Annotated in this window: 20 protein-coding genes; 9 read left to right on the forward strand and 11 right to left on the reverse strand. The window is 45.4% G+C overall.

Annotation, left to right across the window (positions count from 1 at the left end):
- Positions 1-3: 3 nt before the first annotated feature.
- The 5 genes from ribBA to ACMXYN_RS01685 are packed head-to-tail and all read left to right on the forward strand — an operon-like array spanning position 4 to position 3,607.
- The gene (ribBA, locus tag ACMXYN_RS01665; RefSeq protein WP_415883261.1) at positions 4-1,122 is read left to right on the forward strand and encodes a bifunctional 3,4-dihydroxy-2-butanone-4-phosphate synthase/GTP cyclohydrolase II; all 1,119 of its coding nucleotides are present in this window, start codon (positions 4-6) and stop codon (positions 1,120-1,122) included.
- A gap of 19 nt (positions 1,123-1,141) precedes the next feature.
- Entirely contained in the window at positions 1,142-1,615 is a 474-nt protein-coding gene (ribE, locus tag ACMXYN_RS01670; RefSeq protein WP_415893209.1) for a 6,7-dimethyl-8-ribityllumazine synthase, read from the forward strand.
- A 6-nt stretch (positions 1,616-1,621) separates the two neighbouring features.
- Positions 1,622-2,107: a transcription antitermination factor NusB gene (gene nusB, locus ACMXYN_RS01675; protein ID WP_415883263.1), complete on the forward strand. Its 486-nt coding sequence runs from the start codon at positions 1,622-1,624 to the stop codon at positions 2,105-2,107.
- 3 nt (positions 2,108-2,110) lie between these two features.
- Positions 2,111-3,076: a thiamine-phosphate kinase gene (gene thiL / locus ACMXYN_RS01680; protein WP_415893210.1), complete on the forward strand. Its 966-nt coding sequence runs from the start codon at positions 2,111-2,113 to the stop codon at positions 3,074-3,076.
- A 54-nt stretch (positions 3,077-3,130) separates the two neighbouring features.
- A complete protein-coding gene (locus ACMXYN_RS01685) occupies positions 3,131-3,607 on the forward strand; it encodes a phosphatidylglycerophosphatase A (protein ID WP_415893211.1) in 477 nt (158 codons plus the stop codon).
- Here the strand turns inward: ACMXYN_RS01685 and ACMXYN_RS01690 are convergent.
- The 3 genes from ACMXYN_RS01690 to ACMXYN_RS01700 are packed head-to-tail and all read right to left on the reverse strand — an operon-like array spanning position 3,604 to position 6,525.
- Positions 3,604-5,382: a 1-deoxy-D-xylulose-5-phosphate synthase gene (locus ACMXYN_RS01690; RefSeq protein WP_415893212.1), complete on the reverse strand. Its 1,779-nt coding sequence runs from the start codon at positions 5,380-5,382 to the stop codon at positions 3,604-3,606. The genes ACMXYN_RS01685 and ACMXYN_RS01690 overlap by 4 nt on opposite strands.
- 16 nt (positions 5,383-5,398) lie before the next feature.
- Positions 5,399-6,280 carry a (2E,6E)-farnesyl diphosphate synthase gene (ispA, locus tag ACMXYN_RS01695; protein WP_415893213.1) on the reverse strand — a complete coding sequence of 294 codons (882 nt, stop codon included), beginning with the start codon at positions 6,278-6,280 and terminating at the stop codon, positions 5,399-5,401.
- 2 nt (positions 6,281-6,282) lie between these two features.
- Positions 6,283-6,525, reverse strand: coding sequence for an exodeoxyribonuclease VII small subunit (locus tag ACMXYN_RS01700; protein WP_415883268.1), 243 nt, complete (start codon positions 6,523-6,525; stop codon positions 6,283-6,285).
- Positions 6,526-6,698: 173 nt separating this feature from the next.
- Here ACMXYN_RS01700 and pomA point away from each other — a divergent pair, with 173 nt between their 5' ends.
- Together pomA and ACMXYN_RS01710 are read left to right on the forward strand one after the other, a co-directional pair.
- The gene (gene pomA / locus ACMXYN_RS01705; RefSeq protein ID WP_415893214.1) at positions 6,699-7,457 is read left to right on the forward strand and encodes a flagellar motor protein PomA; all 759 of its coding nucleotides are present in this window, start codon (positions 6,699-6,701) and stop codon (positions 7,455-7,457) included.
- A gap of 20 nt (positions 7,458-7,477) precedes the next feature.
- Entirely contained in the window at positions 7,478-8,419 is a 942-nt protein-coding gene (locus ACMXYN_RS01710) for a flagellar motor protein MotB (RefSeq protein WP_415893215.1), read from the forward strand.
- Between the two features lie 65 nt (positions 8,420-8,484).
- Here the strand turns inward: ACMXYN_RS01710 and ACMXYN_RS01715 are convergent, their stop codons facing one another.
- From ACMXYN_RS01715 to nhaR, 5 genes are all read right to left on the reverse strand, one after another.
- Positions 8,485-8,790: a c-type cytochrome gene (locus tag ACMXYN_RS01715; protein WP_415890071.1), complete on the reverse strand. Its 306-nt coding sequence runs from the start codon at positions 8,788-8,790 to the stop codon at positions 8,485-8,487.
- A gap of 197 nt (positions 8,791-8,987) precedes the next feature.
- Complete coding sequence (locus ACMXYN_RS01720) at positions 8,988-9,191, reverse strand: hypothetical protein (RefSeq protein ID WP_415883272.1); 204 nt, start codon at positions 9,189-9,191, stop codon at positions 8,988-8,990.
- A gap of 98 nt (positions 9,192-9,289) precedes the next feature.
- Positions 9,290-9,562, reverse strand: coding sequence for a hypothetical protein (locus ACMXYN_RS01725; protein ID WP_415893216.1), 273 nt, complete (start codon positions 9,560-9,562; stop codon positions 9,290-9,292).
- Positions 9,563-9,637: 75 nt separating this feature from the next.
- Positions 9,638-10,465, reverse strand: a complete 828-nt coding sequence (locus ACMXYN_RS01730) for a polyphosphate kinase 2 family protein (RefSeq protein WP_415893217.1) — start codon at positions 10,463-10,465, stop codon at positions 9,638-9,640.
- Between the two features lie 44 nt (positions 10,466-10,509).
- Positions 10,510-11,409 (reverse strand): transcriptional activator NhaR, encoded by a 900-nt coding sequence (nhaR, locus tag ACMXYN_RS01735; RefSeq protein ID WP_415883275.1) that lies wholly within the window; start codon positions 11,407-11,409, stop codon positions 10,510-10,512.
- Positions 11,410-11,541: 132 nt separating this feature from the next.
- Here nhaR and ACMXYN_RS01740 point away from each other — a divergent pair, with 132 nt between their 5' ends.
- On the forward strand, positions 11,542-12,213 hold the full coding sequence (locus ACMXYN_RS01740; protein ID WP_415893218.1) for a Bax inhibitor-1/YccA family protein: 672 nt from the start codon (positions 11,542-11,544) through the stop codon (positions 12,211-12,213).
- Between the two features lie 78 nt (positions 12,214-12,291).
- Here the strand turns inward: ACMXYN_RS01740 and ACMXYN_RS01745 are convergent, their stop codons facing one another.
- From ACMXYN_RS01745 to ACMXYN_RS01755, 3 genes are read right to left on the reverse strand one after another with little or no spacing between them, the layout of a single operon-like run.
- Positions 12,292-13,011 (reverse strand): DUF1223 domain-containing protein, encoded by a 720-nt coding sequence (locus ACMXYN_RS01745; protein WP_415893219.1) that lies wholly within the window; start codon positions 13,009-13,011, stop codon positions 12,292-12,294.
- A 51-nt stretch (positions 13,012-13,062) separates the two neighbouring features.
- On the reverse strand, positions 13,063-13,509 hold the full coding sequence (locus tag ACMXYN_RS01750; protein WP_415893220.1) for a GFA family protein: 447 nt from the start codon (positions 13,507-13,509) through the stop codon (positions 13,063-13,065).
- A 9-nt stretch (positions 13,510-13,518) separates the two neighbouring features.
- Positions 13,519-15,078, reverse strand: a complete 1,560-nt coding sequence (locus ACMXYN_RS01755) for a methyl-accepting chemotaxis protein (protein WP_415893222.1) — start codon at positions 15,076-15,078, stop codon at positions 13,519-13,521.
- Positions 15,079-15,273: 195 nt separating this feature from the next.
- On the opposite strand from ACMXYN_RS01755, the gene ACMXYN_RS01760 reads away from it, so the two are divergent.
- On the forward strand, positions 15,274-15,669 hold the full coding sequence (locus ACMXYN_RS01760) for an acyl-CoA thioesterase (RefSeq protein ID WP_415890079.1): 396 nt from the start codon (positions 15,274-15,276) through the stop codon (positions 15,667-15,669).
- Positions 15,670-15,741: the final 72 nt, after the last annotated feature.

The following is a 15,741-nucleotide window of genomic DNA, read 5'->3' on the forward strand; positions in this document are numbered from 1 at the left end:
TTAATGAAATTAAATACCCCGCAAGAATTGATTGAAGATATTCGTCAGGGAAAAATGGTCATCCTGATGGATGATGAAGATCGCGAGAATGAAGGCGATCTGGTAATTGCTGCTGAGATGGTTCGCCCGGATGATATCAACTTTATGGCGACTCACGCTCGTGGCCTTATTTGCCTAACGTTGACGCGTGAGCGTTGTGAGCAGTTGAACTTACCTCTGATGGTACAGAGCAATGGTGCTCAGTTCTCAACCAACTTTACGATGTCTATTGAAGCAGCGGAAGGTGTAACGACAGGTATCTCTGCAGCTGACCGTGCTTTGACTGTACGTACAGCTGTAAAAGCAGATGCCAAGGCAGAAGATATTGTTCAGCCGGGTCATATCTTCCCACTTATGGCTCAGCCGGGTGGAGTTTTAAGCCGTGCTGGCCATACTGAAGCGGGTTGTGATCTTGCTCGTTTGGCAGGTTTTACACCAGCGGCTGCGATCGTTGAGATTATGAATGATGACGGCACTATGGCGCGTCGTCCTGATCTGGAAGAGTTTGCGGAAAAGCACAATCTTAAGATCGGTACAATTGCGGATCTAATTCACTACCGTACGGCTAATGAGCATACAGTTGCACGTGAATCCGAAGGTGTGATGTCTACTGAGTACGGTGATTTTAACTACATCACTTACCGTGACGAAATCCAAAATTGCACGCATCTAGCGATGACGCTAGGTGAGCTGAAAGCTGATGAGCCAGCGTATGTGCGTGTTCATAGCCGTACAGAGGTACTACGTGATGTAGTCGGTGCGGTGGCACCTGGTGATGAACCGAAATGGACTATGCGTAAAGCATTGGAGCGTGTTGCTAAAGAGGGGCAAGGTGTTGTGCTTCTACTTGATACGGGTGACCGTATCGATCTAAGCGATGCGACGGATCTGATGATCAACGGTCGTCAGAAATCCAAAATTAATGTTAGTGCATCAGGTGCTTACCTAACGGTAGGTACTGGTTCACAAATCTTGCGAGACCTAGGTGTAGGTAAAATGAACCTGCTTAGCTCTCCAATGAAGTTTAATGCGATCTCTGGTTTTGATCTGGAGATTGAAGAATATATTCCTTGTGAAGAATAACTGTAACGGTATTTAAATCATGACTGTTAAAACCTTTGAAGGTGATTTTGTAAACGCAGACGGCAACTATGCAATTGTTGTTGGCCGTTTTAATGCATTCGTTGTTGAGAGCTTGCTAGAGGGTGCAATCGACACTCTAAAGCGTCATGGCGTAAGCGAAGAAAATATTCGTGTAATCCGTGTGCCTGGTGCTTTCGAAATTCCGTTGGCAGTTAAACGCGTTGCAGCGCAGAAGAAAGATGACGCGATCATTGCGCTAGGCGCGGTTATCCGTGGTGGTACTCCACACTTCGAGTACGTATCTGGCGAGAGCTCTAAAGGCGTTGCACAGGTATCTTTGGATTATGATCTTCCTATTGCGAACGGTATCCTTACAGTAAACAGCATCGAACAAGCTGTTGAGCGTTCAGGTACTAAAATGGGTAACAAAGGTGCAGAAGCAGCGCTTTCCGCTCTGGAAATGGTTAGCTTGCTTAAGCAGCTTGAGGTTTAAAGCCAGATGAGTGACAACGAAAAAAAATCTGCAGCTAAAAAGAAACCTTCGCTAACTTCACAGCGTCGTAATGCTCGTAGCTATGCGCTGCAGGCTTTGTATTCTTGGTCATTAGCTGGTCAGCCTCTGCATGAACTAGAAGCGCAATTCCGTGTAGATAACGATATGCGTGATACGGATGTACGTTTATTCTCTGAATTGTTGCAGAACGTTGCGGCAACTAAAACAGAGCTTGATGGTCTGTTTACTGACTTCCTTGATCGTCAGATCGAAGAATTGGATCCTGTTGAATTGAACGTTCTACGTATCGGTGCTTACGAGCTTTCTAAACGCATGGAAGTGCCATATCGCGTCGCGATCAATGAAAGTGTTGAATTGGCGAAGACGTTCGGTGCAACCGACAGTCATCGTTATGTGAACGGTGTGCTTGATAAACTAGCGCAACGTGTTCGTATGGCCGAAATTCGCGCTAAACGAGAAGGTAAAGCGTAAGCTATGCCGTTGGGTGAATTTGAGCTGATACAGCGCTACTTCGCACAGGTTTCAGAAGCATCTTCGGATGCTTCTGTTGCTTTAGGGGTAGGGGATGACTGCGCACTGCTTAATTTGCCTGAGGGCCAGCAACTCGCCGTTTCTATTGATACGTTGGTTGAAGGCACTCATTTTCTGCCTGATATACAGCCGGAGCAACTTGCAGATCGCCTTATGGGTTCGACTGTGAGTGATCTAGCGGCTATGGGTGCGAAGCCTGCTTGGCTGACGCTAGCGCTTACTTTGCCGCAAACCGATGCAGATTGGCTGAAACGCTTTAGTTCTCAATTAGGCATACGCTGCCAAGACTACAGTATTGCGCTCATTGGTGGTGATACGACGCGCGGGCCTCTGACGCTTTCTGCTCAAGTGCATGGCTTTGTACCTCAAGGGAAGGGGCTTTGTCGTCATGGAGCTAAACCGGGCGATATTATCTGCGTTAGCGGTAACTTAGGTGATAGCCGTGGAGGTCTTGAAGGGCTGCTTAATGGGTTTGCTAATGAAACTCATGCGGAGTATTTGCTCGAGCGTTTCTATTCGCCTGTACCCCGTATCGGCCTTGGTCAATCGTTAGTGGGTTCTGCCAGTAGTTGTGTGGATATCTCTGATGGCTTGTTATCCGATTTAGCGCACATTTTAAAAGCTAGTGGCAACCTAGGTGCGCGTTTGCAGATTGAGGCCTTGCCGATCTCTTCTCAGCTGGTGGATACTTATGGGGAACAGCAGGCACAGCAGTGGGCGTTGACCGGTGGTGAAGATTTTGAACTATGTTTCACCCTGCCGCCGGAGCATTTAGCGTTAATCCCTAGTTTACCAACCTCAGTAGCCGTTATTGGTAAGGTCACAGAGGAGTCAGAGCTCAGCCTATTTCTTCGAGGGGAACCTTGTGAAATTTCAGGCTCAGGTTATGATCACTTCCACCAATCCTGATGTTCAAGTAGGCTGTTAGCCGCGATTGTTAGACTAAGCCGTAAAGGAATAACCGTGAATAAAGTACCTAGTACTGTTTGGAAAAATCCGATCCATTTTCTAGCGTTTGGCCTAGGTAGCGGTGCTGCTCCTTGGATGCCTGGTACTGTCGGCACTTTGGCGGCGATTATTCCTTATCTTTGGTTCCAACACCTGAGTTTGCCGCTTTATTTATTGATGTTGGTGGTTACGACTATCATTGGTATTTGGCTATGCGATCGCACTTCAAAAGATATTGGTGTGCATGATCATGGCGGCATTGTCTGGGATGAGTTTGTCGGTTTTTGGCTGACCATGACGCTTGCACCAAGTGGCTGGGAGTGGATAGCTCTTGGTTTTGTGCTATTCCGTATTTTTGATATCTGGAAGCCTTGGCCGATTAAATGGGCTGACCAGAAGGTTTCTGGTGGTGTAGGTATTATGCTGGATGACTTGCTGGCAGGTGTTTATGCCGCGGCCATTTTGCAGTTGGTCGCTTACTTTTGGTTTTAAACGATCGTTTTTAGCCGCTCTTCGATTGCCTTAATCATACCTGCAGCATCAAGACCGCATTGTTGAAGTTGCTGTGCGCGAGATGCGTGGCCAATCCAACGATCAGGTATGCCTAACATCAGTAAAGGTGTGTGGATCTGTTCTTGATGTAGGTACTCACTCACAGATGAGCCCGCGCCGCTAATGATGCTGTGATCTTCTATGCTGACTAATAAGTCATGACTTTCTGCTGCATCTTTAAGTGCATTTTGATCGAGAGGCTTAACAAAGCGCATATCGATTAGGGTATATCCTTGGTCGTTTGCAACCTCTTGAGCTGTTTCTAGCAAAGGTCCGAAATTTAGAAGCGCAACTTTACTGCCTTGATTGAGCGTTCGGCTTTGCCCTAGCTCAATTGCCTGCATAGGTGTATCTATTTGTGTTGGAACGCTGCCACGTGGATAGCGAACCGCAGCTAAACCTTGATATTGGTAACCGGTGAAAAGCATATTGCGAAGCTCTTCAGCACTTGAAGGCGTCATCAATACAGCTTTTGGTAAGCCGCGCAGCATACCAATATCAAAACAACCTGCATGGGTTGAACCATCTTCCCCAACTAAGCCTGCTCTATCGACGGCGAGCAATAGATCTAGGTCTTGAATGGCCACATCATGGATCAGTTGGTCATAAGCGCGCTGGAGAAAAGTCGAGTAGATGGCTACTACCGGCTTAATATTTTGGCAGGCCATACCAGCTGCTAGGGTCAATGCGTGTTGTTCGGCGATAGCTACATCAAAATAACGATCAGGAAAGCGCTGAGAAAACTCCACTAAATCTGAGCCCTCACGCATAGCCGGGGTAATGGCTGTCAGGTGTGGGTCTTGTTCGGCTAGATCGCAAATCCAACGACCAAAAATATTGGAGTAACTGATTTTCTTCGTAGGCTTTTGGTGAATTGGATCGATCTTAGTAATTGCGTGATAACCAACTGGATCATCTTCAGCAGGTTTGAACCCCTTGCCTTTCTTTGTTACCAAATGAAGGAATTGTGGTCCTGTCCGGTTAAGAACGTCTTGTAATACCGGTACGAGTTTAGAAAATTCATGACCATCAATAGGGCCAGTATATTCAAACTCCAGTGCTTCAAACAGAGCTGTGGTGGTCTCACCGTCATTTCTGTCTTTAAAGTTCTTCGCTAGATAGGTAGCCAGTCCGCCTTCATTGTGGGAGATCGACATATCGTTGTCGTTCAAGATTACCAGTAGGTTGGTGTTGGTATGTGCTGCATGGTTTAACGCCTCAAACGCCATACCTGCAGTCATTGCACCGTCACCAATGACCGCTACAGATTTACTATCTATACCGCGTATCTTATCGGCAATCGCCATGCCTAGAGCAGCACTAATCGAGGTGCTGGAATGACCTACACCAAAATCATCATATGGGCTTTCGTCCCGCTTAGGGAAGGGGGAGGGGCCCTCTTGCTGACGGATTTTGGGTAACTGTTCGCGACGGCCGGTTAAGATTTTATGAGGGTAGCATTGGTGACCTACATCCCACACTAAATGATCTTGAGGGGTGTTAAGCACATAATGCAGAGCCACTGTCAGTTCGACTACGCCCAGCCCAGCACCGAAATGGCCGCCACTTTGTCCGACGCTATAGAGCAGATAGGCTCTTAATTGCTCGGCTAGTTCTGGAAGTTGTTCGGACGTGAGTAAACGCAGATCGGTTGGATTATCAATGCTATCCAACAGAGGTGTGTTAGGGCGTTTACTTGGGATTGTATGGAACATAAAGCTCGATCAGTTATTAGTGGTCGCGATGCACAATAAAATCAGCGAGGGCTTTCAGTTCTGATGCGTCTGCGCCGAATACATCTAATGCCGATAGGGCCTGTTGATGAAGCTGCTGTAATTTCAGCTTAGCACCTTCCAAACCCAATAGAGCAGGATACGTAGGTTTATTCTGTTCCAGATCAGAACCTTGAGGTTTTCCGATCACTTCAGAATCGCCTTCTATATCGAGAATGTCATCTTGTACTTGGAACGCGAGACCAATCGCGTTGGAGTATTCTGCAAGAGCTGCTAACTGTTTTTGATCGGTTAAGCCTGCACAGATGGCTCCCATTTGCACTGAACAAGTCAGCAGAGCACCGGTTTTATGTTGGTGCATAGCTTCAAGCTGCTCAAGTGAAAGAGAGTTACCCACATTACGCAGATCAAACGATTGCCCTACAACCATACCTTGATGGCCAGAAGCATGGCTCAACTTCTGGATAAGGTTTAAACGAGTCTCTGCCGACAGTTTGTCATCGGATGAGATCAATTCAAATGCTAAACATTGCAGAGCGTCACCCGCTAATATTGCGGTCGCTTCATCAAAAGCAATATGGCAGGTTGGTTTGCCTCGTCTTAGGTCGTCATCATCCATCGCCGGAAGATCATCATGAACCAAAGAGTAGCTATGTATGCACTCTATAGCGGCTGCTGCGCTGTCTGCTTGTTCATGACTGCTGCCTAGCATTGCATTGACCATATAGATCAAAGCCGGTCGAATGCGTTTACCACCATTGAATAGTGAATATTGCATAGATTCTTGTAGGACCGGATCTATACTGTCTTTATTGATACATTTCTGAAGGTGGTGATCTACCCGCTCTTGGTAGCTCTTGAGTAGATTGCGGATCTCCAAGATCAGCTGTCCTCGTCTGCAGTAAACGGTTTGGTTGAGAGTTCACCGTCGGATTCTATCAAAAGCTGAACTTTTTGCTCTGCTTGAGTAAGAATGCCTTGGCACTCTCGAGTTAGGCTGACACCCTCTTCAAAGGCTTGAAGTGACTCTTCCAAGGACAGATCCCCTTGTTCCATTTTGGTAACTAGGGATTCAAGCGCTTGCAGGGATTGTTCAAAGTCAGTTGTTTTTTTCTTACGTGGCATAAGAGCGAATCTTAGATTGAAAGCGCTAAACTTACCGAAGCCAGCAGCTATAAGCAAATATACATACAATTTCTATAGTTAAACGATTGTATGATGGGTGAAACCCTGTGCTTTTTTGCTATGATAGACAGCTTAGATTTGAACAGTTTGCGCGCTTAATTAAGGAGTAATGAGTGGATATAGCAACGCTCGTCGGATTATTAGGCAGTTTTGGTATTGTAATAGCTGCGATCGTCACTGGTGGTGATGCTGGGGTGTTTATTAACCCTCCGTCTTTGTTGATCGTTGTCGGTGGTTCCATCTTTGTTGTATTGATGAAATTCACGCTGCCCCAGTTCCTGGGTGCCGGCAAAGTTGCGGCTAAAGCATTTATGTTCAAGTCGTTAAATCCAGAAGAGATTATTGCTGAAACGGTAGATCTGGCTGATGCGGCGCGTAAAGGTGGCTTGCTTTCTCTAGAAGATAAAACTGTAAGTAGCGATTTCATGCAGCGAGGAATCCAGTTACTTGTGGATGGTCATGACCCTGAAGTCGTGAAAGGCCTGCTGAATAAAGAAGCTAAGTTGACTCATGATCGTCATGAATTTGGTGCGACTGTATTCTCCGCGATGGGGGATGTAGGTCCTGCAATGGGTATGATCGGTACGCTGGTAGGTCTGGTACAGATGCTATCTAATATGAGTGACCCGAAATCCATCGGTCCTGCGATGGCGGTAGCACTTCTAACGACGCTCTATGGTGCAATGTTAGCTACCATGATCACAATTCCACTAGCAGACAAACTGAACGTACGTAAAGATGAAGAGGCGTTGAACTCTGCTTTGATCATTGACGGCCTACTGGCTATTCAAGCGGGTCAAAACCCTCGTGTTATCGAGCAAATGTTGCGTAACTATCTGCCAGAAGGCAAGCGTGCAGCGGCTGAAGGTTAATTCGGTAAAGGACTAGAGCGATGAGTGACGATACCGAAGAACAAGAATGCCCCCCCTGCCCCCCCGGGCTTCCGGCTTGGTTGGCGACGTTTGGCGACTTGATGTCGCTGCTAATGTGTTTCTTCGTACTTCTCCTTTCCTTTTCGGAGATGGACGTACTGAAGTTTAAGCAGTTGGCAGGTTCAATGCGTGAAGCGTTTGGTGTTCAAAACCAGATTAAAGTAGAGGACATACCAAAGGGTACCTCTATTATTGCGCAGGAATTTAGTCCTGGACGACCAGAACCAACCCCTCTTAATGAAGTCCGTCAAATGACGGTTAACAACGATATGAATACCTTAGATATTCGATCGAAAGAAGGTGAAAGCGATTCGCCTGATAAAGAAGCGGGTGAAGCGCAAGAACTGCAGAAGCAGCAAGAGCAGGAAGCGAAAGAGGAAGCAGTTGAGTTTGCTGCGGCCTTAGCGCAAGAAATCGGTGAAGGTAGTGTTGAAGTAGAAACGGATGGTAAGAAAATTATTATCCGTATCAAGGAGAAAGGCTCTTTCGATTCCGGTTCTGCCGAGCTGAAGTTTGAGTCAATTCCAGTGTTAGCTAAAATTCGAGATGTGCTTTTGAATGTTAAAGGGCATGTTGCGATTGAAGGACACAGTGACAATATCCCGTACGCCGGGCGTCGCTTTGAATCTAACTGGGATTTGTCTGTAGCGCGTGCCTTAGCGGTAGCGCACGAACTATTTGGTGATCCTCGTATCGATCAGTCAAGATTTAAGGTGCTAGGTTTGGCAGATACTAAGCCATTAGTGCCAAACGATACTCGTGCAAACCGTGTTAAGAATCGCCGTGTAGAGATTATTGTTCAGAAGGGCAAAGATAAGGAGTCCTTAGAAAAGATTCAGGCGCGCCAAGATGGCGATCCTGATGGAGAAGTTATCAATTTGAGACCTGATGATATTTTCTAAGCAATAATTTCTGCTCCAATAAAAAAACCGCCTAAAGGCGGTTTTTTTATTGCTGAAACTCTAACTTACTTAGAGTTATCAACCATGTACTGGATCGCAGCTTTTAATTCGCCGTCTGTGCAGTCCATGCAAAGACCACGTGGTGGCATTTGGCCTTTACCTTTGTCAGCTGTAGCGTAAAGTGCATCGATACCTAGTTCTGCACGTGGGCCCCATGCTGCAGCATCACCTACTTTAGGTGCGTCAGCAACACCAGATGCGTGGCACATTGCACATTTAGTGTTGTAAACAGTAGCTCCATCGCGTTCAGCCATCGCTGCTGCTGGGATCATCATTGCTGCAGCTGCAGTCGCCATCAGTAGTTTTTTCATTGTAATTTTCCTGTAGGTGCTCATAAGTTTGTCATTGGGACTAATTCGACTTCGCCCTCACAACCAAGCCTGCTACCCCCTAGTAGCATCTATTAGTAACCCAAACAGAGTGAATTGTATCTGAACAAAGTCAATAGAAGAACGAAATAATGCTAAAGGATAGCTTGATACAGGAAAGATTGGTTTGATTGGCGGGCTTAGTTTCCTAAACGCATGGCAAAATTAGCCTGGTTATGTTGAATTTGAATGGTTTTTTCGTGAATGCGTTCCTCTGCATGGAATTCGGCGATCGCTTGATCCACGATGTTTTTAGGTGCCATTGCTAAGTTGCGAACGTCCATTTCGGAATAACCACGTTTCAGCAACTGCTTCAGCTGAGTTGTTAAAGTTGTTTCTGTCATTTTCTTTGCCTCTTTAAATTTAAGACTCATCATGCATTAGATTTATTACAGAAATATGTCATTCAATTGATGATTTTGTTGAATGGGGAGGCGAGGCTTTACTCTTCGGAATTGTTTAGTGCCATGCTGATGAGTGCACTGTAAAGCTGTACTAAGTTACCAATAAAGAGATGGTGCTCTGGTGAATCTGTAGAAAGAATATGTAAATTTTGGATCGCTTTATGGAGGGTATCTAAAAAGTCTAGGTCATAGGCCTCTGCTGCTTGGCCTGCTTGTAAGCGGTCTCGCAGTTCATAGGCACGAGGAAGCAGACGTTTCTGAATATCCAGAATACTTATTTGAATGACGCTTTCTTTGCGAGAAGTATCCATGAGTGCTGCGTTTCGCTTGGTTCGATACTAACAGCATAGTAGGCATTCAGGATTTTGTTTCTGAAGCCTATCTATTCAGCCTTTAGCTTTGATACCTAAAGAGGAGTAGGCGGCCGCTGTGACTTCTGGATCTAAAGGCGGCGGTGTTATATCAACTTCAGAGGATAGTTGTTTTACAACACACTTGAGCGCTTCTATCCGTGTGTACCATTTATGGTTGGCTGCAATGACATTCCACGCTGCAGTTTCTGTATGTGTGTAGTGCAACATGTCATTGATGGCGTGAGTATAATCTTCCCAGCGCTCACGATTGCGAATATCTTCGGTGGTTAGCTTCCAGCGTTTTACCGGATTGTTTAGGCGCTCGGTAAAACGTCTCAGCTGTTCCTCAGGGGTAATGTGCATAAAAATTTTTATTATGCGAGCACCATCATCAATCAAGCTACGTTCAAATTCGTTTATCTCTTGGTAGGCTCTCTGCCATTGCTGTGGTGAAGCAAACTCTTCAACCCGCTCAACTAATACACGGCCGTACCACGAACGATCAAATATCGCGATAGAACCTGCGGGCGGTAATTTTTCTTGGAAGCGTTGTAGGTAATGCTTGCTCTGTTCGATTGAAGTTGGCGCACTAATCGGGTGAACAGTGAAACCGCGCGGATCTAACTTTTCGGTGATGCGTCTAATAGCGCCGCCTTTACCACTGGCATCCCAGCCTTCAAATACAATTATGGCCCGGCGATTTTGATGATAATAGGCTTGTTGCACTTCAAGTATGCGCTTTTGCCATTTCTTCAATTTCTTTAGATAGTCATTTTTGTCTGCGAGTACCGCATCTTCGAATGCTATTGACTCTAATTGAGGTGAGGGATGTTTAAGTATGATCGGGCTGGGTGCGTACATAAAAAGTTCTCCCTCATCGTGCTAAGTAACGGCTATGGTGGTTCCTAACTACTACTTTTCAACCAGTCTCTAGCGGCGGTCGTGATTTTTTCTACTGCGGTATGTGAAATCTTACGCTCGATCGAGATCGCGTAGAAGTTATTCACAATCTCGTTGGTTTCACCCAAGGTGACTAAACCTAGCTGTGCAGATACTTCATCTCTAATCGGAGTAGGTACCACCATAATTCCTTTACCAGCATTTGCGAACGCTTTGATTAATGCGCTGTCATCAAATTCCCCTACCACGCGAGGATGGATTCGGTTCTTACTAAACCACTGTAGCAGTTGTGAGCGGACAATGGTTGTTTCGCTCGGAAGTAGCATAGGGGAGCCATTAAGGTTATGTGGAAATTCTCCGCTTAGTTGCTCAACCACTGATGGGCTTGCCATAAAACTACTGCCACAGGTGCCTAAACTATGGCTAAAACCATTAATACTGACATCGGAAGGGATCGGTGATTCTGAAATCACCAGGTCTAATCTATGCAGGGCAAGCTCTGCGAGTAGCTCGTTGATATCACCTTCATGACAGATCATTCTGACATTGTTGATGTCATCCATAGCTGGAGAGAGCAGGTGATAAGCGATCGATTTCGGTACTACATCTACCACACCTACTTTGAAAACTAAGGGGCGGATCTTATCTAAATTACGGACCCGTTCTTCCAGTTCTCCACCTAACGAAAAGATATCACTGGCGTAGCTTAAAACCATATGACCAGTTTCGGTGAGTTCTAATTGTCTACCCACTTTTGTGAAGAGTGAGCAGCCAAGATAGTCATCAAGCAGACTCAGCTGAGCACTAATTGTGTGTGGTGTAACACTCAGGCGCTCAGCAGCAGCAGCGATGCTTCCCTCTTTAGCGACCATCCAGAAATAATGAAGGTGTTTGTAGTTAATCATTGAAAACTCGGTAAAATCGATGCTTTTGTTAATAATAATCGAGTTTTATTGTTTTTGGTAGACGGTTAAATTTTGAACTGTTGATGCCGGAAAGCCAAAAGGCTTTTGGTTAGAAAAAATCAGGAGGGGTGTATGAATACATCTATAAGATCTTCAGCAACTCAAACGCAAACATCGGCGTTAGAGTCTAATAAGGTACTACGCAACACCTATGCATTGTTGTCTATGACTTTGCTATTCAGTGCTATTACTGCTGGTGTCTCTATTGCTCTACAGCTACCTCACCCCGGCGTCATCATCTCTTTAGTCGGCTTTTTCGGTCTGTATTTTTTGACCTACAAGCTGCGCAATAGTGTTTGGGCGCTCCCTTCAGTCTTTGCACTGACTGGTTTTATGGGTTACACCCTAGGCCCTATTGTTGGCCATTATTTGGCGATGCCGGGCGGTGGTTCCATCGTAATGAACGCGATGGGTATGACAGGGGTTATTTTCTTAGGTCTGTCAGCTTATGTCCTAACCACACGTAAGAACTTTACCTTTATGGGTGGCTTCTTAATGGTCGGTGTGCTGCTAGCGTTTGTTGCAGGTTTAGGTGCAATCTTTTTCCAGATTCCTGCACTGTCTCTCGCTGTATCGGCAATGTTCGTTTTGTTGATGTCTGGTTTTATTCTTTATGAAACAAGCAACATCCTGCACGGCGGTGAGACAAACTACATCATGGCAACAGTGTCGCTGTATGTGTCCATCTATAACTTGTTTACCAGTTTATTGCATATCCTAGGTTTCCTAGGTGGTGACGATTAAGACATTAAACCCTTTATTAGCTATGCACTTGTGATAACCCCACTGGGGTATTCAGGCGACCTTTTAGGTCGCCTTTTTTTATTTCAGCCAATCGGCGGCAACTTGAATTGGTTGTTGATCTCGTTCTGAAATCCAAATGGCCAATGCATGCTTTTGAGACGTTTGAAGATGGGGTAGTTCAAAGCTCCAGTTATAGTCTAATTGAGCTTTTTGTTGTTTGTGTAAAACCACAAATTGATGTTGAAGTAAGCGGCCTGCATTTTCGCCCGAAGTGACTTGGCTACTGAGATCAAAACCGAGTATAGCTACATGAGCTATAAGCGCCTTTCGCTCTTTTGTAGGTGTATAACTCACTTTAAGTGTTTGGGTATTGAGGCTGGCTTTAAGTAGTCCTCCAGAAGAAGATTGATTGGGTAAGGCTTTACCTTGGAAAAAACCTCGCCACTCTTTGCCGGATCTAATCCAGCCCGGTGTATACACACTTCTGAAATTTCCCAAGCGGCGATGATTGTATTGGCGCTGCTTAAACTCAGGTTGGGCAAAGCGATCTTCCCAGCCAATGTAATCCCAATAATCTACATGAAAGGCTAAAGGCACTAGTTTTTTCCAAAGGTTTGGGGAGTTTACAAAGCTATTGATATAGCGTTCAGCGGGTGGGCAGCTGGAGCAACCTTCAGATGTATAGAGTTCAACTAGCTGAGGTACAGGTCCTTGATTTTCAAAGATCTGCTCAGCCACTAAGGTTTGAGGTAACAAATAAAGACTGGCAGCGATAAAAGTGTTGGTGAATCGTTTCATGGCTCTGTCCTCCCGTTTTCTGTGAGACTTCAGAGCGTTGGGTGAGTTCAGTTATTCTGCTTCAATTTTGCAGGCGGGGCTTTTGCCTGGGAGTGTTTCAAAAGCATCGAGTTGGTTAACCGTTTGATACCAGTTTGCTCGACTTCCCCAAAAAAGATTACGTTCGGGTGATACGCCAAGGTCTGTATCAAGTGTGCCTGCAGGGATGATCATTGCTTTGCCTGTTTGAGCTAACCACGGCAGGTTAGAACCGCACTTTTTACAAAAGCAGACAGCAAAATGTTTGGCATCGCTCGGTTCATAGCGTCCAACCGATGATTCTCCAGCCGTCCAACGGAATTGCTCGGGCGGCATAATGATATTGCTGGCATGTGCGCTGCCAGTGGTCTTTCGGCAACGAGAACAGTGACAATATTGGAAAGTAGAAAAGGGAGGCGAGATTTCATATTGAACCTCACCACACAAACAGCTGCCGCTGTAGATCTCCTCTGAACTCATTACAATTTCCTAGCGATCAAATGCAGTAACCATTGAATCTAGTTGTTTTACCAGTTCATGCAGTTCACTGCTAGCGGAAGCGGTTTCATCAGAAGCTTCGCTGTTACGGCGGGCAAGGTCCCTGATAGCGACAATATTTTGTTGAATCTCTTCTACAACGGAGGACTGTTGTTCAGAACTGCTGGCGATTTGCAGGCAACGATCTGAAATATCATCAATAGAACTTTGCACTGTTTGGAATGCCTCATCAGCAACGTTAGCGACATCTACACTTTGTTTAGCGTGATCGCGACTTTGTTCCATGATACTGACGGTTTTATCCACAGCAGACTGAACGCTTTCAATGGACGCTTCAATTTCTTGTGTCGAGTTTTGCGTTCGGGTTGCTAGGGTACGGACTTCATCAGCTACAACGGCAAAGCCTCGACCTGTTTCCCCTGCGCGTGCAGCTTCGATTGCAGCGTTAAGTGCAAGTAAGTTGGTTTGTTCAGCAATATCGTTAATCACCGTAACTACATTACCAATGGCATCGGTATGCTGTTTCAGCTCCATAGTAGCTTCAGTTGCTTCCACGACTTCACTGGAAAGGTCTTTAATGTGATTAACGGTGTTGTAGAGCGCACTTCGGCCTTGCTCAGTGGTAGAGCGTGCATTTTGCGATGCGTTCGACATATCACTGGTGTTGGCTGCAATTTCTTGTGATGCGCAGGCCATTTGGTGAACAGCCGCAGCGACCATGTCACTTTCTTTATCTTGTTGGCTGATCCCCTCGTTGGTTTGACGGATCGCGTTATCCGTAACATCAATAGCTTGATCAATCGTGTGGCTAACATCGCCCAATCGTGTAAGAACCGTAGTGTTTCTGGCTTCATTCATCTGCAAAGCGAGATCGATTTCACCAAACTCGTCTTGTCGTGGGCAATACATCAATTGGATAAGTGGATTACTAAAGCGGTTGCGCGCACGATCTGCTAGCTCATTAATTGGAGAGGTTAAACGTAATAGGCAGCCAGCTAAAAGTATTTCTGTCAGCGCCATAATTCCCAAAACCGGGAGGGATGCACCGACGAACCAAGCTCCTATTAAGCTAATGAAAGAAATTAAAGCGAAGATGCCGAACGTTTGGTTGCTGACCGACTTCAGTTTGAGCGCTTTTCCTGCTTTGCCGGCATTGGCAACCGCATAAATAACTTCGGCTTTAGATACTTGTTCTGCTGTTGGCTTAAAACGTACTGATTGGTAGCCAACCTTTTGGCCTTTTTCGTACAAGGGAGTTACGTAGGCATCAACCCAATAATGATCGCCATTTTTACAACGGTTTTTAACAATGCCTCGCCAAGCATGGTTTTCTTTTAAAGATGTCCAAAGGTTATCAAATGCCGCAGGTGGTACATCTGGGTGACGAACAATATTGTGGGCTTTGCCTATAAGCTCTTCTTCAGTGAACCCTGAAATATCACAAAAAACCTGATTTACGTAAGTGATCCGTCCTTTGAGGTCTGTGGTCGAAATAATGCGCTGACCTTCGGGCAGTACCACCTCTCGGTTGGTAACTGGCATTTTTTTCATGGTTCACCCTTCTTCGCATACAAAAGTAAAAACTAACGGTTCTAAATTATTAGATGTGTACAATGTGTCTTATCTGCATAGTTTAGTAATAGTTATAGCTGTATTTAAATGATATAGCTCAGAAGGCTGGCTGATTTATTGATATTTTTGAACGTTTAGTCCGCTATGAGCTCTGATATTAGAAAGGAAGAAAGCATGTCGTTTCGATTGGAATTTAAAGTGCGTGATTACGAATGTGACCTGCAAGGCATCGTAAACAATGGCGTTTACTTCAATTATTTGGAGCATGCACGTCATGAGTACCTATTAGACAAGGGAATCGACTTTGCTAAGTTGACCGAAGATAAAATTCATCTGGTCGTTGTTCGCTCTGAAATGGACTATAAAAACTCCTTAACCAGTGGTGATCGCTTTGTCGTTGAAGTAAGCGTCGAGCGGGTGAGTAAAGTTAAGTTTGGTTTTCGCCAACGGGTGGTTAGATTGTCAGATGAAAAGGTAGCGCTTGAAGCGCTAGTCATTGGAACGGCATTAAATGAAAGAGGTCGTCCATTTGTGTTACCAGAAATCGCCGCATTGATGCCAGAAGAGTAAATGTAGGAAGAGAAAGTCCCCAGTGAACTATTCAGCTTGGTTGTTAGCGAATGAACCGATAGTGCGCTTAAG

It is taken from the genome of Neptuniibacter sp. PT8_73 (assembly GCF_047778045.1).
Classification (GTDB): domain Bacteria; phylum Pseudomonadota; class Gammaproteobacteria; order Pseudomonadales; family Balneatricaceae; genus Neptuniibacter.

What these genes read in the sequence shown, in the direction of transcription:
- ACMXYN_RS01760 (WP_415890079.1), top strand. Translation starts at nt 15,274, where the DNA reads ATGTCGTTTCGATTGGAATTTAAAGTGCGTGATTACGAATGTGACCTG.
- ACMXYN_RS01730 (WP_415893217.1), bottom strand. Translation starts at nt 10,465, where the DNA reads ATGTACGCACCCAGCCCGATCATACTTAAACATCCCTCACCTCAATTA.
- ACMXYN_RS01755 (WP_415893222.1), bottom strand. Translation starts at nt 15,078, where the DNA reads ATGAAAAAAATGCCAGTTACCAACCGAGAGGTGGTACTGCCCGAAGGT.
- nhaR (WP_415883275.1), bottom strand. Translation starts at nt 11,409, where the DNA reads ATGATTAACTACAAACACCTTCATTATTTCTGGATGGTCGCTAAAGAG.
- ribBA (WP_415883261.1), top strand. Translation starts at nt 4, where the DNA reads ATGAAATTAAATACCCCGCAAGAATTGATTGAAGATATTCGTCAGGGA.
- ACMXYN_RS01750 (WP_415893220.1), bottom strand. Translation starts at nt 13,509, where the DNA reads ATGAGTTCAGAGGAGATCTACAGCGGCAGCTGTTTGTGTGGTGAGGTT.
- ACMXYN_RS01740 (WP_415893218.1), top strand. Translation starts at nt 11,542, where the DNA reads ATGAATACATCTATAAGATCTTCAGCAACTCAAACGCAAACATCGGCG.
- ACMXYN_RS01720 (WP_415883272.1), bottom strand. Translation starts at nt 9,191, where the DNA reads ATGACAGAAACAACTTTAACAACTCAGCTGAAGCAGTTGCTGAAACGT.
- thiL (WP_415893210.1), top strand. Translation starts at nt 2,111, where the DNA reads ATGCCGTTGGGTGAATTTGAGCTGATACAGCGCTACTTCGCACAGGTT.
- ACMXYN_RS01710 (WP_415893215.1), top strand. Translation starts at nt 7,478, where the DNA reads ATGAGTGACGATACCGAAGAACAAGAATGCCCCCCCTGCCCCCCCGGG.
- ACMXYN_RS01690 (WP_415893212.1), bottom strand. Translation starts at nt 5,382, where the DNA reads ATGTTCCATACAATCCCAAGTAAACGCCCTAACACACCTCTGTTGGAT.
- ACMXYN_RS01725 (WP_415893216.1), bottom strand. Translation starts at nt 9,562, where the DNA reads ATGGATACTTCTCGCAAAGAAAGCGTCATTCAAATAAGTATTCTGGAT.
- ribE (WP_415893209.1), top strand. Translation starts at nt 1,142, where the DNA reads ATGACTGTTAAAACCTTTGAAGGTGATTTTGTAAACGCAGACGGCAAC.
- ACMXYN_RS01700 (WP_415883268.1), bottom strand. Translation starts at nt 6,525, where the DNA reads ATGCCACGTAAGAAAAAAACAACTGACTTTGAACAATCCCTGCAAGCG.
- ACMXYN_RS01745 (WP_415893219.1), bottom strand. Translation starts at nt 13,011, where the DNA reads ATGAAACGATTCACCAACACTTTTATCGCTGCCAGTCTTTATTTGTTA.
- ACMXYN_RS01715 (WP_415890071.1), bottom strand. Translation starts at nt 8,790, where the DNA reads ATGAAAAAACTACTGATGGCGACTGCAGCTGCAGCAATGATGATCCCA.
- nusB (WP_415883263.1), top strand. Translation starts at nt 1,622, where the DNA reads ATGAGTGACAACGAAAAAAAATCTGCAGCTAAAAAGAAACCTTCGCTA.